13 protein-coding genes are annotated in these 15991 nt (G+C 44.8%); 7 read left to right on the forward strand and 6 right to left on the reverse strand.

Annotated features, from left to right (window positions below; genetic code table 11):
* Positions 1-105: 105 nt before the first annotated feature.
* Complete coding sequence (locus GCHA_RS20490; protein WP_007991771.1) at positions 106-816, reverse strand: DUF1294 domain-containing protein; 711 nt, start codon at positions 814-816, stop codon at positions 106-108.
* A gap of 429 nt (positions 817-1245) precedes the next feature.
* Here GCHA_RS20490 and GCHA_RS20495 point away from each other — a divergent pair, with 429 nt between their 5' ends.
* Positions 1246-2115 (forward strand): MYG1 family protein, encoded by an 870-nt coding sequence (locus GCHA_RS20495; protein WP_007991772.1) that lies wholly within the window; start codon positions 1246-1248, stop codon positions 2113-2115.
* Positions 2116-2551: 436 nt separating this feature from the next.
* On the opposite strand, the gene GCHA_RS20500 is transcribed toward GCHA_RS20495, so the two are convergent.
* On the reverse strand, positions 2552-3451 hold the full coding sequence (locus GCHA_RS20500; RefSeq protein WP_007991773.1) for a S1 family peptidase: 900 nt from the start codon (positions 3449-3451) through the stop codon (positions 2552-2554).
* Positions 3452-5213: 1762 nt separating this feature from the next.
* On the opposite strand from GCHA_RS20500, the gene GCHA_RS20505 reads away from it, so the two are divergent.
* The gene (locus tag GCHA_RS20505; protein ID WP_007991777.1) at positions 5214-6068 is read left to right on the forward strand and encodes an EamA family transporter; all 855 of its coding nucleotides are present in this window, start codon (positions 5214-5216) and stop codon (positions 6066-6068) included.
* Between the two features lie 140 nt (positions 6069-6208).
* A complete protein-coding gene (locus GCHA_RS20510; protein ID WP_007991779.1) occupies positions 6209-7624 on the forward strand; it encodes a hypothetical protein in 1416 nt (471 codons plus the stop codon).
* A gap of 36 nt (positions 7625-7660) precedes the next feature.
* Here the strand turns inward: GCHA_RS20510 and GCHA_RS20515 are convergent, their stop codons facing one another.
* From GCHA_RS20515 to GCHA_RS20525, 3 genes are all read right to left on the reverse strand, one after another.
* On the reverse strand, positions 7661-8572 hold the full coding sequence (locus GCHA_RS20515) for a 2OG-Fe(II) oxygenase family protein (RefSeq protein WP_007991782.1): 912 nt from the start codon (positions 8570-8572) through the stop codon (positions 7661-7663).
* 613 nt (positions 8573-9185) lie between these two features.
* Positions 9186-9728, reverse strand: a complete 543-nt coding sequence (gene gloA / locus GCHA_RS20520; RefSeq protein WP_007991788.1) for a lactoylglutathione lyase — start codon at positions 9726-9728, stop codon at positions 9186-9188.
* A 115-nt stretch (positions 9729-9843) separates the two neighbouring features.
* The gene (locus tag GCHA_RS20525; protein ID WP_039992869.1) at positions 9844-10272 is read right to left on the reverse strand and encodes a GNAT family N-acetyltransferase; all 429 of its coding nucleotides are present in this window, start codon (positions 10270-10272) and stop codon (positions 9844-9846) included.
* 276 nt (positions 10273-10548) lie between these two features.
* Here GCHA_RS20525 and GCHA_RS23265 point away from each other — a divergent pair, with 276 nt between their 5' ends.
* From GCHA_RS23265 to acuI, 4 genes are all read left to right on the forward strand, one after another.
* The gene (locus GCHA_RS23265; protein WP_318249026.1) at positions 10549-11136 is read left to right on the forward strand and encodes an alcohol dehydrogenase catalytic domain-containing protein; all 588 of its coding nucleotides are present in this window, start codon (positions 10549-10551) and stop codon (positions 11134-11136) included.
* A complete protein-coding gene (locus tag GCHA_RS23270; protein WP_318249027.1) occupies positions 11042-11569 on the forward strand; it encodes a zinc-binding dehydrogenase in 528 nt (175 codons plus the stop codon). Before GCHA_RS23265 ends, GCHA_RS23270 begins: the two co-directional genes overlap by 95 nt.
* A gap of 180 nt (positions 11570-11749) precedes the next feature.
* A complete protein-coding gene (gene acuR, locus GCHA_RS20535; RefSeq protein ID WP_007991792.1) occupies positions 11750-12382 on the forward strand; it encodes an acrylate utilization transcriptional regulator AcuR in 633 nt (210 codons plus the stop codon).
* A 56-nt stretch (positions 12383-12438) separates the two neighbouring features.
* Entirely contained in the window at positions 12439-13455 is a 1017-nt protein-coding gene (gene acuI, locus GCHA_RS20540; protein WP_007991794.1) for an acrylyl-CoA reductase (NADPH), read from the forward strand.
* A 100-nt stretch (positions 13456-13555) separates the two neighbouring features.
* Here acuI and GCHA_RS20545 read toward each other — a convergent pair whose 3' ends face one another.
* Positions 13556-15973: a beta-galactosidase gene (locus GCHA_RS20545; RefSeq protein WP_007991796.1), complete on the reverse strand. Its 2418-nt coding sequence runs from the start codon at positions 15971-15973 to the stop codon at positions 13556-13558.
* Positions 15974-15991 lie beyond the last annotated feature (18 nt).

Consider the following 15991-nt stretch of genomic DNA (forward strand, 5'->3'; position numbering starts at 1 on the left):
GTGCTGCCTCTTGTGTTGCACCTTTTATTGAACCTTGCTGCTAGCTTAGCTAATAACGCTTGGCTTTGCTTACTATGTGCTGACACTTTGCACGGGTGTAAATCATTATAAAAGCCCAGCGAAAAGCGGCATAACATAGCGGTTCAAAAACTGTATGCCCTGGGTTGTGTGCAACCAATACAAACCACCTAGGTTTAACAACACAGTGATCCAATAAACATGCTTAAACTCGGTTTTACTTGATTTATGCCTTAGCCAATTTTGCGCCAGTAATGCCCCAGGCCAGCCGCCAAGTAAAGCAAACAGATGCAAGGTGCTTTCTTTGGTACGCCAAAGCCCTTTTTGTGCGGCGTTTTTATCAATCGCGTAGGCGAGAAAAGCAATAACACTCGTGGCCACATAAATACCGCCCACCACAGGCGGTAAAGGGCTGACCAAAACAGATAGCGCTAACCCTACACAAAACAGCAAGATAAACGTATTCGCTAAGGTATGACTTTGTGCTTTGCCTTTAGGTCGACGGCTTTGACTGGCTTGGTTATTTTTACCGCTGTTTTTGCTATGTACGTTTTTTGAACTTACGCTTTTGTTTAACGCACCTGTTGCGTCCCGAGAGAACTGAATATTGACCGCTTTAGCGCGATGATTATCTTCTCGAACAAGCTCATAAATAATGATGTCACCATCAATGGGCCGCCTTGAACGCGGGTTAAAGGCCTTTATATGTACAAACGCCCTTTCGCCACCGCCATTTGGTTCAACAAAACCAAACCCTTTGTCGTCATTCCAATTAAATATCTTTCCTTGAAAGCGCATAATCCCTCATTAACTTAACTTTTTACCGTGCCTACCCGCACGTACTTCACGGTATTAACAGCCTGCGCAGCGATACCGTTGTTAAAATTGTATCACTGGAACTGCTGCGAAACACCCACATCGATGTATCAATGATACAACTCTCAGAAAGATGAACATTCACAATGAGATAAGCAGCTTAGAACAATTAGCCTTTCAGTTTACCCAGTATTTAAAAGTCTTATAACTCAACAACTATACGCAAAAAATTCATCACCCGAGAGCAAACTTATATTGGCGACTTGCTAATTAGTACAAAATTGCGCTTTGTTTTCAGATAGAATCGCGTCATGTTTTTTCTTGTGTAAATAACAACGTGCTGAGTCGTTTTTATTCTCAATGTATAGCGAACGACGCCTTTCTTTTCTTCTCAATAAATGACTCAAATTAATGACTGATAAAATTGTAGTAACTCACAGTGGTAGTTTTCATGCTGACGATGTGTTCAGTGTGGCGGCTCTTAAGCAAATACTTCCGTCTTTTACCCTCATTCGCACGCGTGATAAAGACACTATCGCCAAGGCGGATGTGGTAATTGATGTAGGCGGCGAACACGACCCAGCAACAGACCGCTTTGACCATCATCAACGTGGTGGCGCGGGCGAGCGTGACAATGGCATTCCCTACTCCTCTTTCGGCTTGATTTGGCAAAAATATGGCCTCGCTATTTGCGAAAATGATCAAGGCGTAGCGAATGCACTTGATTCCGGGTTAGTTTCGACCATTGATGCCATCGACTGTGGGCATGTAAAAGGGGTGTCTGAAGGTATTAGCCTTAGCCAAACCATTTCAATGTTCAACCCAACATGGCAAGAAGACAGCGATTTTGACAGCGGCTTTAATGAAGCCGTAGAGTTTGCCTCTCGGGTATTAACGCGCTTTATCGCTGGCGCTAAAGGTAGTATTAACGCAAAAGCCATCGTGGCCGATGCCATAAAAAATGCCCAAGACGAAAGAGTGATCGTATTGGAAAAATACACGCCGTGGAAAAAGACAGTTCATACCTTATCTGAAAAAGCGTTATATGTGATTTACCCATCACAATCTGAGCAATGGATGATTCAAGCCGTACCTGTAGAGCCGGGTTCATTTGAAGACAAAAGACCCCTACCAAAAGCATGGGCTGGGTTGTCTGATGAAGCACTTCAGGATGAAACAGGAATTGAAGACGCCATGTTTTGCCACAACGGCTTATTCATAGCCGGCACCGCATCATTCGAAAGCACAATGAAAATGGCAGCACTGGCACTAAAAGAATAAAGCAAGCTGCGAACACCTTCGCTAAAAGTTGCTATCTCACACGCCAAAAACCTTGGCTACCTACGCAGAAGCGTAGCCAAGGTTGCCCCCACCAAGTAATTAACAATCAAAATCAGACAGCTATTAACCGCGTCTTGTTAATTTCTTTCGGTGCCAATTAAAAAAATCGGGCCAACAATTATTATGGCTGTCCTGTTAATTTATCCTGCTAATTTAGTAACAATTATCATGGGTGTCTTCGTAATTTGTAATTTCTGCTTTCGTAATTTCTGTTAATTTACGGCAGCAGAACAACCATTAATATCAATAAAAACAATAATCTAACAGGCTAATTTCATCCTGAAATGTATTCTCTTTATCATGGGTGTCTTCATAATTTTTATGTGAAAATGAGAGATAATACTTAAGTCGCCTAACTTCCAAGACAGCGGGGCATTTATGCGTCCGCTTGCCTTTGCTTGTTAAGCGCTAACTGGTTTAAAGCTTTAACGATTTCTTCTCCTCTTTTATCTACTAGGGGAATCAGTTCTTTTAACTTTTGCGATGAAACCACTAGTCCTAGATTGTTAGGAATATTCGAGCGAGCTTGAAGCTTCGATTGCGCAATTGGTACCTCGACAATATCGCCAGTTGCAGTATGCTGTGGTCCTGCATATAGAATACCTAAGAACTTAAACAGCCCCTTACCCATTTGATATGAGCCAGATTTTGATTGAGTCCCAAGCGGGTTATATAAAAATACTGGGGAGCCGCTGGAGCCAGGAAAGCATGCCGCATCAATCAAAAAAACAGGTTTATTGTTCCAGTTGAGGGCTGGATCTGTTGAAGTTACTCCTTTTCGAATCACTGGTTGATTGTTGTGTTCATCCCATATTCCATTTGGGTAACCAACCATAACAATATCTTGTACAGCAGCTAAATCACTTAACTCTTCTAAGGTAGGAACTGTTTCAAACCCCATTAGACCGTAATAGTAGTAACGCCCTTTATCCGCCCACATTTGAAGTGTAGGACCTAAAATGAAAGCACATAAATCCACATCTGTTTCAGGATGACGAACTAAAAAAGAATCAAACCCACTAATAGTTATTTTTTCAGGAGGTGAATCCATTGGCATGTCATTTTCATCTTTTCTAGTTAAAAAGATTGAAAAAGATTTTGCCCCATCAAGAACATGCTTATTCGTAATTAAAACGATCGTTTGCAGGTTCTCTTCTTGAGATATAACAAAAAAGAACCCTGTCCCAGTCGTCTTACCTCCAGAACTTAAAGTGGTTTCAATTCGGGTTGTACAAAAACGCATCCATTCTGACTTTGAAACAAGCTTTTGAGCCAAACTATCTTCCCTACACTTAACAATATTAATATCTGGAAAATTTCCGTATTAAATAACGAAATTTTTCCATCTTTCTACATCTGTCTTTTTTTAGCATACACCGTAACTTGTTGTACAGGTTAAATTTTTTCCATCTATTGAACTAGTTGTTGTAGAAATACTGAAAACTCCCAAGATTTCGCTGTTTACCGGAATGACAGTGGAGAGTGTATATAAAAACAACCGTAAAGTTGATTACATCTAAGTGAGCGAAGCGAATGCTTCGGCGACAAAGTCGCTGCTTTGCTTTATCCACCGACTCAAGTTTCCCGAGCATCGCAGGCTCACACTGGTTAGATTGAAGGGATTTAATCTAAGTGAAAGCCGCGTCGGGAACGCGTTTTCACGACCAGAGTGAGTCAAGACGCACAGGAATAGAAACTTGCTGGAGGGCGGCCCTTTTTGTTTACTTTTTGCGGCGTTGGTAAAAAGTAAATCGAGCCCTCGGGACGAGGGGTTGAAAAAGCGTCATGGATGACGTGGGCGACGCCCATAAACAGCGAAGCTGTACTTGCTGCACGAAGTGCATAACGTTTGCGCAGCACATGCTCTGGCGACAAAGTCGATGCTTTTGATTTTTACGCGACTCAAACTTTCCCGATAAAAGTATCGGCTTGTCAGATGGCCAGACATGGGTGCACCCGAGGCTCTTAGGAGCACTGCTCCTATCGGGTAAACGGTTCGCCATGGATGGTGAAGCTGGGTGAGGTACCAAGGACGGATTTAAAGTCAGTTTTGTATTAGAAGTTTTCGAAGAGCTTAATTAGCGAAGTGCTTTACAGGGATGTTTCCTCACGCCGCTCTGACATTAAAGCCGTTACTTTTAGCGGTGAAGGAAGTTTGGTGGAGACCGGCTTCTTTTATGAAATACATCCATGTATTTCACCTGCGCCAAGAACGCTTAGGCCATCCTTCGGATGTTCAAATTCATTCCCGATAAATTTGTGCTTACTTTTCTTAGCTGTTGAAGAAAAGTAAGTTGGACGGAATGGATTCCGTTTGAAAAAGCGTCATGGATGAAGTGGGCGAAGCCCATAAACAGCCAAGCTGTGCTTGGAGCACGAAGTGCATAACGTGTGCGCAGCACATGAATAAGCGAAGTGCATAACGTGTGCGCAGCACATGAATAAGCGAAGTGAATACTCTGGCGGCGAAGTCGCTGCTTTGCTTTCGATTTTTTCTTTTATACCGACTCAAGTTTCCCGAGCATCGCAGGCTCACACTGGTTAGATTGAAGGGATTCAATCTAACCAGTGTGAGCCGCGTAGGGAACGCGTTTTCACGAGCAGAGTGAGTCAAGACGCACAGGAATAGAAACTTGTTGGAGGGCGGCCTTTACAAAATACGTCCTGTATTTTGCCTTTCAGGCCTTACTTCGTAAGTTCAAAATGGTTCCCGACCATTTTGTCTTGATCACTTTTTTCGGCTGTTGGAAAGAAGTGACTGGCAGACCATGGATTGTCTGTCATACCCAGCATGGATGCTGGTGCACGAAGTGCATAATGTGGGCGAAGCCCATAAACAGCGAAGCTGTGCCTGATGCACGCAGTGCATAAATAAGCAAAGCGCATGCTTGGCACACGAAGTGTGTAGGCAGCGAAGCTGTGCTTGGAGCACGAAGTGCATTAGCAAACGCAGCGAATAACCAAATCCAGTGTGAATTCCCATTTCCTCAGGTAGAATACCGCCCCTTAATTGATTCACTTTCCCGGACTATTTCTCTATGCAAATCAACCGCGTGCTTCTGACGGCTGTGGGCTGTGTATTACTGGCTATGGTCACCATCCAATCTGGTGCGTCCTTGGCAAAGCAGCTGTTTCCTATTGTTGGCCCTGATGGCACCACTGCCCTGCGCTTAGGCTTTGCAGCAATTGTACTTTGGCTGGTATTTCGGCCGTGGCGCGCTTTACCTCAAGGGCGTGATTGGCGCAGTGTAATTGTTTACGGTTTATGTTTGGGCGGCATGAATATCTTGTTTTATTTGGCGATTGAACGCATTCCATTAGGTATCGCTGTTGCCCTTGAATTTACCGGGCCCTTGGCTGTTGCGCTGTTTTCTTCGAAGCGTAAAAGTGACCTTGTTTGGGTAGCCTGTGCCATAGCGGGAATTGTTCTTCTCATGCCTGATTTAACCAGTGCCCAAGGGCTGGATCTGGTCGGCGCATTAATGGCGCTAGGGGCTGGGGCTTGCTGGGCAGGTTATATTCTATTTGGTACCCGCACCGGTAAACAAGCATCCGGCGGCATTACGGTGGCGTTAGGCATGACGGTAGCCGCGTTGGTACTCGTGCCTATTGGTGCGGTCACGCAAGGTATTGAACTGTTTAGCTGGCAAGTGTTGCCCCTTGGGCTGCTGGTTGGGGTGTTATCTAGTGCGTTACCTTACTCGCTGGAAATGGTCGCCCTTAGAAATATGCCAACACAGGCATTTAGCGTGTTGATGAGCCTGGAGCCGGCTGTTGCTGCCCTAGCCGGCTTTATTATTTTAAGTGAACAACTCACATTGTTGCAGTGGGCCGCTATTGGGCTGGTGATTGTGGCGTCAATTGGCAGTAGCCTTTCACCGCAAAAGCGCTGAGTTAATACTATTTTGGCAGATAAACACTAACGCTATTAGCAACCTCAGCGTTTCGAGTGTTAGTCATGCTTGGCAAAGTCAGGCATAATAAATTTGGATTTGTACTCTGCTATTACTCACGAAAAGAGATACTCCTATAAGTGGATAACGTTAAACTCACTCAAGATGAAAACCTCTCCATTAGAGTGGCTTACAAATTGTTACCCAGTGATCAGCAGCGTCTTGATTTGTATTTTTCTATCCCAGAAGAAATGGGAATTAACGCCAAGACCTTATCAGAAGAGCAGTATTTTCATCACAGCATTCAGTGTCAAAGCGCTTATTATTCAGATCAGCTTCATGTGCCTTTGGTACGTAGTCGTTTTATCAGCCAAAAAAAAGGGGAGCAAAGCGATTACCGTTTGAACTTGAATTTGTATTCATACCAAATACATACCGCCCTTGATACTGATATAAAGCAAACCATTAAGCTTAAAGATCCCAAAGCGTTCTACCCTCATGCGATAGAACTCGCTGAGCAAACTTCTGGCCTGTTGAAAAAACTGAGACGCTACACCCCTTCTGACCAGAAGCTCAGAGCCTATTTTGAAAATGCAGATAACTATCTCAGTTGGCAAGTTGAGCAATCATTCTTAAAGCTGTTGTCGCGCGCGCCTAAAAGTAGTGATTTTGCCAGCGAGCACCAATTTTTAATTGGTCTTTGTCGTCGCGAAAATCAATACCGCAAGGAAAACCAATATAATTCCTCTGTTACCCTGAGTGATCCCAACCGTATCACCAATAAAATGCGCTTATTGCAGCGTTTGATTGAGTACGGTGTGGTGTTTCAAAAGCAGGTGAAAAGCTTAAACAGTTATTTGAATCGTCTTGTAAAGGGCACAGTAACAGCCATTATCATGGCGTTTGTGATGTTATTGGTACTTAACGCCCGCACCAACTTCACCGAAGTCACGATAGCACTGGTAGGTATGTTAGGTGTGATTTATGGGCTCAGGGAAATTTTTAAAGAAGACATTACACGCCTGATTTGGCGGCGGATCCAAAAGGGTTTGCCTAAATGGCGTTTGCTGTACAGCCACAGTGTGACGAAAAGCAAAGTAGCTCGCCAAACCATCTGGCTTGAATATATCAGTAGCAAAGATCTACCAACGCAAATTGATAAGGTCTTTCAAACCAGGCGTCAGCAAAATAAACAAGCAGCTAAGCTATTGCATTTTCGCAGTGAAACCAAAGTCAACGCCAAGAGCTTTCTGCCCGGCTACGATGAAATTCAGCAAAGAATATACTTTAACCTCACCCCGTTTGTACGCTTTTTACGCAAAGGTGAAGGGCGACTATATTCCCTGGAAAATCAAAAAATCACCAAACAAGCGGTAGAGCGACGTTATCAAATCAATGTCGTGATGATGCACACCAATAAGGCCCGGGAGCAGCAGATCCAGCGTTTTAAACTTACGCTTAATCGCTCTAATATTATTAATATCGAAGCAATTGACACCCCAAAAGACATTGAACCGAAAAAGACATCAGCCGCGCCAGACAGGGAAACACCCTAAACACTAAGTTGAATGTTCCCCCATCTTGGCACGAGCTTAAAACGGCGCAAAATTGTCTAATTTTCCGGTTGGCATTGTCCAGCGTAGCTTCGCATCAACCTCGCTGCGCTGCGTATCTTGAATTGGCATTCTGCCATTGTCACCAAATAACCAAAGTACCAAATTTGTGCGCTCACCACTGGTAATAGGCTGAGCCGCATGCACCACATTGCCTCGGTGGATCATGGCACTGCCTGAGGTAAATGCCAGTGGGATCATTTTTCCTGCACTTGGGTCGTAAAAGTCCACCGTTGAACCAGTAAAAGGTTCGTCCGGCAGATTGATATTAATGTTCAACGTGACCGCTGAGGCATCAGTATGGGGACGAATCGATGTATCAGTGTTTGGCTTATAATGAATCGAAAAACCAAAGGTTTGCGTATCGTAGCCCATAATTTCAGGGAACAATAAGCGCGCTATCGGGCGCATATAGGTGTTAAGTATTTCACGATAAAACGCCTGAAAACTAGGTGCAGCCAAGTAACCTTCTGAACGGCTGTCGAGCATCGCACCTCGGCGATTTAATACGATACCATAGGGCGGGCGAAGGGGAATTTGTGCATCCCACGCTTGTTCAAGGTAAGCACGTAAGTCGGCCAAGCGCTGGGGATCAAAAAACTGAAACTCAAACACATCGGGTGCCACTTCATGCATCAATTCTAACACGGCTGATTCTTTACTTGGGTCAGCCCACGCTTGTGTCACCGCTTCGCGTAAACGGCTGTCTAACAAAGCAGTGCCTAGAGGTGCAAGGCTGTCATTTTGACTTTCCTCCCACTCTTTCCATGCATCGCTCAAAAGGTCGTAATTGTGCGTCCAAAACTGCTGTACCGAAGGTACTCGATAAAGCATAGCTTCACGGGATGGTAACGTTAGGTTACGTGCCTGATGTAGTTGATTAGTTGACATATTCGTTATTCCTCTGATGTTGCTAAATCTTATATTTGCAATCTAGAACGACAATTTATTACATCTTATTTGCAGGATAAATAAGCTGCCAGAGGAAACAATATCAATTAATTCTATATAATCACCTCTCAACAAAGCAAGCGATAGCCCAATGCTGTTAACTATCGGCTGAGCCCATAAGGCTATATTTGATTGAGGCTAACACCGCGCACTAAGCGCAGACACTACTGACCAACAAGCTGAGGGGTTGTGAAGTTGTGAGGTAAAATAGAAAAGTAGAAAAGGTTAATACCATTCCACGTTAATAAGTGATGACTCAGCGAGAGTTTAAAAGGGCTTAAACAAGGCGCATGAGTGAATGAATAGTTGTTTTCTTTCGAAGTCATGCAACGCAGTGTAAGCCCTTTTAAAACTCGCCTGCAAGGAATGCCCCAGCGGCTTTTGCTCTGCGTTCTCACTATTTGAAAGGGAACAACCATTACTACATAGCGACGCCTTAATCAAAAACCGCTGGACGCATTCTGAGACGGTCACTTATTAATGCGGATTGGTATAAGAGGTAAAAGACAGCGGGCGCATGAATTTACGCCCTAAGGTGTCTAAGGTTTTATGTTTACAGGTGATCAGCGATAGCGCCTGCGACTTTATTGGCATCAAAAATCTCAATCCAGTAACCATCTGGGTCTTTTATAAATGCGATCCCTTTCATTGAACCGTCATTGGGGCGCTTCTGAAACGGCACGCCTAAGTCTTCAAAACGCTGGCATGAAGTTTCAAGATCAGGCACATGAAAGCCAATATGCCCAAAGCCTTTCGGTTCACTATTGCCACTGTGATACTGGATATTATCCGCTGTATCAGCCCAATTGTGCGTCAGTTCTAACATGGCCGGGCGGCCAAAAGTTTGCACTGTGCGGGTATTGGTGTCTTGGCTTACATCAGAAAAGTCGTCTCCTGTAGCTAAAAAATACAAACTGAATTTCATTTCAGGAAAATCAAGGCGCTTTAACAAGGTCATACCCATCACACGTGTATAAAAATCTAACGAACGCTTGGGATCAGCAATGCGTAACATAGTCTGGTTAAACACATAACCAAGCGTGGTGGGATCTCTATCTTCACACAGGCCATCGGCCTTATCAAAATGACGACTCATACAAACAGCTCCTTTAAATTTAATGTGTAGTGACAGGATGGGGATCACAAGGGTGATTAACAATGGGCAGCGCCAAGACCCGCAGTGATAAAAAGGCAAATAAAATCTATCAAAGCTAAATAAATCGACACATGCCTGGGCCGAGTGTTGCATTCGGCCTTTCTATATAACCGTAACGCAGATAAAAACCTGTTTTCCCCTGGGCCGCCATTAAACCTATTGTGGCGCCCTTGTTGGCTGCGGTTTGCAGATATCGTTCAATATTAAGCATAATTTCATGGCCTAGGCCTTGCCCTTGATACACAGGTTCGACAATAACGTCCTGAATATAAAAATACATCGCGCCGTCTCCTACGACTCGCCCCATAGCGAGTAGTTTTTGTGATTGACGAATACACACGCTGTACAGACTGTTTTGCAGACTTTGCCTAGCCATTTCAGGGCAAGTCTCGCCCCACTCTGCTTGCTTTCGCAAAGCACAAAACTCAGTAACCATTGGGGGTTGGTGAAACACTTGATAATGTTCCTTTTTAACGTATGTCACGTGAGGCTCCTGTTCGTTTTTACATTTTATTAGTTGGCTTCTTAGCGCCGGTTTAGCACTAGGTTACACCGCTTAACTTTCAATTTTATTTTGAAAATTTTTCATCATGCCCCTAGTTTTTCTTATTACCTGGTTGCTATAAAGTAACTTCATCAGACAGCAACAAGCTGGTTCCACTTGTTTTAGCTGCAATATGACGGGTGTTTATCACCCGTCATAATTATCAAAAAATTATGATTAATACTCGGTTAATCACATTAAATTGGAGAAGTTATTATGTCAGTACCTACACGAATGAATGCCGTTGGATTCACTGAATCCCTGCCTATCGATGAAGAAAACAGTCTGTTTTCATTTACGCTACTTGTGCCGAGCGTCAGTGAAAACGATATTTTAGTGCGCTTAGTAGCGACTTCTATTAACCCAGCTGATGCAAAGAATCGCGCGCTGTCAGCGGTAGAAAAGCCGCATCAACAGCCACTGATTTTGGGTTACGATGCAGTTGGCATTATCGAGTCCATTGGCAAAAACGTAACGGGTTTCGCCATTGGCGACAAGGTTTATTATGCAGGAGACGTGACACGCGCTGGCGCAAACGCAGAATTTCAAGTCATTGACTATCGTATTGCTGCCCACGCGCCCGCCAGTCAAACTGATGCTCAAGCAGCGGTGATGCCCTTGGTTTCACTGACCGCGTACGAAGCCCTTTTCGATCGATTGCGCGTTTCAAGAAAAGAAAAGCTTGCTGGTCATCGGAGGCGCAGGCGGTGTGGGGTCGATTGCCATTCAACTGGCCAAGCAGCTCACAAACTTAACCGTTATCGCCACGGCTTCTCGCCCAGAAACGAACAAGTGGGTGCGTAATATGGGTGCAGATCATGTGGTTAATCACAGAGAGTTGATTGACTCTATGGGCAAAGCAGGTTTTAACCAAGTAGACTACATCTTTAACGTTGCCGATACACAAGGCCACTGGGACGCAATGGTTGAACTCATTGCCCCGCAAGGCATGATAAGCTCGATTGTAGAGGTTGACAGCAAAGTCGATATCGCTCCACTGGCTATGAAATCAGCCGGGTTTGTATGGGAGCTTATGTTTACTCGCTCTATGTTCAAAACCAGCGACATGATCCGCCAGCAAGACATTCTCGCTGAAATCGCCCAATTGCTAGACGATGGCAAAATTTCAAGCACGCTAACGCAAACACTCGTCGGTTTTAATGTTGATACGTTTAAAGAGGCTCACCGCATTATCGAAAGTGGAAAATCCATCGGCAAAACGGCAGTTATCTATTAAATTGCCCGATATACGCTAATTAATTTGCCGCTTTGCGCTGCACCTTACCCCTGCTTATCCCGGCGCGTACCCCGAATAAACCCGCTAAAAATGGGCTTTTTCGGGGTGGTCACAACGCCCTCATCGCCGCTCAAAAATTAACCATTGCATTTTAATAGACGATCGGTCTAATATAGCCATATGAAAATACCTATCGCAAAACCAAGGCGTGGCCGCCCACCAAAAGTGGCTCGCGACAATCCAGATACCAGAGCTGAGCTTATTCGGGTTGGCCTAGAGCACCTGACTGAATTTGGCTTTGCTTCTTCAGGTATAGAAACCATTTTGAAAAAAGCTGGAGTGCCAAAAGGGTCGTTTTACCATTACTTCGCAAGTAAAGAAGCGTACGGTGAAACCCTTATCGCCCAGTATGACAGCTACTTTTCACGTAAATTAGATGTTCATTTACTCAACAAACAGCATACCCCTTTAGCGCGACTTGACCATTTTGTGGATGACGCGGCAAACGGCATGGCTCGCCACGGCTTTAAACGTGGCTGTTTGGTGGGCAATTTAGGCCAGGAAATAGACGCGCTACCGGTTAATTTTCGTGGGCAACTGACAAATGTGTTTGCCAACTGGCAGGATAAAGTTGCCAATTGCTTAGAAGACGCAAAAACACATAATGAACTGAGTCGTACCGCAGATTGCGGCGCATTAGCAGAGTATTTTTGGATCAGCTGGGAGGGCGCAGTAAGCCGCGCCAAACTGGTACAAAGCGACAAACCACTCAAACTTTTCTTACAGTATTTTTTACAAGCCCTTCCTAAATAACACGTTGGGCATTTTTTTTAGCTATTAATAGACGATCGGTCTAAATTGGAGAAACCATGAACAACAATTCAGTAGCGACAGACTCAAAATTCAGCGGCATTCTTATCAACAAAGATGAACAAGGCTATCATGCCTCGTTACAGCAAATTGACGACAGCTTGCTACCAGAGGGCGACGTCACCATTAAAGTATTGTACAGCACATTGAACTACAAGGATGGGCTGGCGATCACTGGCAAAAGCCCAGTCGTACGTCAATTCCCACTTGTGCCTGGTATTGATTTAGTGGGCGTGGTGGAACACAGTGACAGCGCAGATTTTAAAGTAGGCGATGTGGTGATAAACAATGGTTTTGGCGTCGGTGAAAAGCACAGCGGGGGCTTAGCGCAAAAAGCGCGAATGAAAAGCGAATGGCTAATTCCCCTGCCCGCTAATTTTAGCCCCAAGCAAGCCATGATCATAGGGACTGCAGGTTACACCGCCATGCTAAGTGTTTTGGCCTTAGAGAAGAATGGGGTCACCCCAGATAAAGGTGAAATACTGGTAACCGGTGCCAACGGCGGTGTTGGTAGTTTTGCCATTTCAATCTTGTCGAAACTGGGTTATAGCGTAGTCGCCTCAACTGGGCGCTTAGATGAAAGCCCTTATCTTAAATCACTAGGCGCAAATGAAGTTATTCACCGAGAAACGCTTTCGTCGCCAGGTAAGCCACTTGCGAAAGAGCGCTGGGCCGGCGTAATTGATTCTGTAGGTAGTCATACATTAGCCAATGCCTGCGCCAGCACCAAATACGGCGGTACAGTGGCAGCCTGCGGTTTAGCGCAAGGTATGGACTTTCCTGCCAGTGTTGCCCCCTTTATTTTACGTGGTGTGACCTTAGCCGGTATCGACAGCGTGATGCGCCCCATCGAAGACAGAAAAGAGGCATGGCAGCGTCTAAGTGATATTCTTGAGCCGAGCGTGTTTGATGATATCGCCCAAGAAATCAACTTAGAACAGGCAATTGAAGCAGCCGCTAAATTACTTGATGGCGAAATTCGCGGGAGAGTAGTAGTGAACGTACAGGCTGAATAAGGCCCATTATATTAAGGATAGAACGGGTATCGTTTAGATAGCTATGACACAAAAAAACGCCCAATCTATTTTGGGCGTTTTCGTTACTGATTAATACATATTATTTAGCGAGGCGTTGTTGGTACATAGTCGATGTTACCTCCTTCACCGCTTCTATCATGTGCGGGTACGGAATATCAGTCACAGTCACAAAACCGATATTGGCGTTTTCGCCGTCAAAGGCACGCCCAGTAATCGGCTCGTCAATATATTGGAACCAATGCGCGCCCACCATGTAAGGTTTGTCCAGTACGCTTTGCATGTATTCTTTATACATCTTTGCTCTGTCGACCTGGTTGGCTGCATGCACAATTCCTGGGTTGTACATACCTGAACCTTTAGTGCTTCCAATATGGAACTCACCAATAACCACTGGTAAATCAACCTCTTCTAAGAATTTCCAATAATCTTCCTGTACACCCTCTTCATAAATATTGAAGCTCAGCACGTCTGAGTATTTTAACGAAGCGCTAATAATCTCATCAGGCATGCCCCAATTCGCCATACGCGCGCCCATGTATAAATGGTTCGGCAAAGCCGCCTCTAGGGTGTTATGTACTACTTTAAAGTATTGCTCCCCCAACATTTCCAGCATTTTTGATAAATCGCTTACCTGCTCAGCACTGTAGTCTTTGAAGGTTGCCCCCTCGTCGAACGCTTGCCAGTTAGCAAAATCTGTTGACCAGGCTGTGTTTAGGGCATTAATCTTCTGATACTTTTCCTGCAGGTAGCGACTAAACGCCTGTTTCGCAGGGCTTTCGCTCACCCCTTTGGACAGCGCATCTAATATTACGCCATAACGCTGAGAAACTGAGCCTTCGCGCTCGCCCCAACTTTTCTCATTATCGATAAACACCCCTGCACACCAAGGTGAAGATTGGATATTCTGTGCAATGGCATCAATGGTCACTTGTGCACGTTCTGCGAAAACAGCATCGAAAGGGTCGGGCATCAACCCCCAGTGATTGGTATGCCCTGACAAGGTTTTAAAATCACCGATGATCCAACCATTGGCGAAATAAGGTACTTGTTCTGATTGATAAAATGCCGGATCAACCCAATTGCCAAAGGAGGTAAAGCCCCAATCGTGCATGCGTTTTGCGGTCACGTCATGCCAAGTGTCTACGTAAGAAGGTACACCATTTTGTTCACCTTGATCGCCTTGATCACCATATCGACGCTCTAAGTTTGCACGATAAAAACTAAAGGTTTCACCGTGAGGAATTGGCCCTTTATGCGTCGAGCGGCGGTAGCTGTAATGTTCTGCTATTTCATCATCATAGCTAGGTAGCCACTGAAACATGTCATGACGTGCCTTAGAAATAACATAACGTTTGTCTTTGATTTCGTTAGGAATGTGAACGATCCCCATTGAATCTTCTGGCGTGATTTCTTCGCTGCTGCGGGTCCGAATACTCGGCTGATCGTAGTCAATGCCGGTTAGGGTTGTCATATTCGCCATTCGCACGTTAGCAGGGCCATGGGAAAAGAACGGATAACCCTCTGGGTCAACCATCCACCATTTCCCGTCGATTTTTTCAGTTCTAAAAAAGCCGGTTGCTTCCCGTTGTGGGCCTTTGGTATAGCCACCAAAACGAGAGCGATCTGCCATGCCTGTTGATTTGGCTAATTCAGCCAGTTCTTCGTCAGCTTTTTGTTTCAACTGTGCATCAGAGTGCACATCAAGTGGGGTACTTTGTTTGGCGTTTTGACCATATTTATCAATTAAACCCACCATGACTTCAGGGTCGTGTGCTGGGTTAGCGCGCAAACGCACGTCATCTAAAATCACCGATTTGTTCTGCAATATTCCAATGGTAAAGAAATTAAGAGCTTTGAGCTGACTATAATCCTGATCAGCTTTGCGCCAAGATCGCCAAACCATTAAGTCATCTTGGGTTTGCCAGTGAGGCACATCGCCCCACATGCCACTGTCAGTTTGTGCTTCGATACCGTCAAGTGGGAAATATACCGTCCCTGTGTAACCTGGCGTCAACGAAATTGAATGGCTCTGAATTTGCCCCTCAAGATTTTCTAGAGACAAATACAAATGAACCGAACTTTGACTGGTGTTTTGCACGTCAAAAGCAATATTGTAGTTTTCATACTCAGACAAGTCCCAAGGCGTTAGGGGCTCAACACGTAAAGTAGAAATATTGCCCGTTTTAGCAAATTCCACGGCGAGTTGTTTGTTAACCAAGCTGTCGCTACTGGTGATCTGCGTCAAGGAAATATCGCTTTCATGCAACCAAGAAAGTTGCTCTTTGTTGTCAAAGTCAATCAATGAAGCAATCTTTTGCTCGTTAGCAAATGCGTCTTGCGCTGCGCCCTGTTGGCTATTTTTACCAGCAAACTCTTCTTGGGCACGCTTGGACTGAGCCACTTCTTGTTGATCATTACTACAGCCGGTCAAAGCAATGGCTAGGGCAATTGCGCTCAGGCTAAAGGAGGCCTTTTTGGATAATTGTCGGTATTTCATCTTGTTCTTCCCGTTATT

Origin of the sequence: Paraglaciecola chathamensis S18K6 (assembly GCA_000314955.1) — a bacterium.
GTDB classification, from domain to species: Bacteria; Pseudomonadota; Gammaproteobacteria; order Enterobacterales; family Alteromonadaceae; genus Paraglaciecola; species Paraglaciecola chathamensis.

Coding starts and splice junctions, on each gene's coding strand:
- GCHA_RS20490 (WP_007991771.1), bottom strand. CDS start 816: ATGCGCTTTCAAGGAAAGATATTTAATTGGAATGACGACAAAGGGTTT.
- gloA (WP_007991788.1), bottom strand. CDS start 9,728: ATGAGTCGTCATTTTGATAAGGCCGATGGCCTGTGTGAAGATAGAGAT.
- acuR (WP_007991792.1), top strand. CDS start 11,750: ATGAAAATACCTATCGCAAAACCAAGGCGTGGCCGCCCACCAAAAGTG.
- GCHA_RS23265 (WP_318249026.1), top strand. CDS start 10,549: ATGTCAGTACCTACACGAATGAATGCCGTTGGATTCACTGAATCCCTG.
- acuI (WP_007991794.1), top strand. CDS start 12,439: ATGAACAACAATTCAGTAGCGACAGACTCAAAATTCAGCGGCATTCTT.
- GCHA_RS20495 (WP_007991772.1), top strand. CDS start 1,246: ATGACTGATAAAATTGTAGTAACTCACAGTGGTAGTTTTCATGCTGAC.
- GCHA_RS20515 (WP_007991782.1), bottom strand. CDS start 8,572: ATGTCAACTAATCAACTACATCAGGCACGTAACCTAACGTTACCATCC.
- GCHA_RS20505 (WP_007991777.1), top strand. CDS start 5,214: ATGCAAATCAACCGCGTGCTTCTGACGGCTGTGGGCTGTGTATTACTG.
- GCHA_RS20545 (WP_007991796.1), bottom strand. CDS start 15,973: ATGAAATACCGACAATTATCCAAAAAGGCCTCCTTTAGCCTGAGCGCA.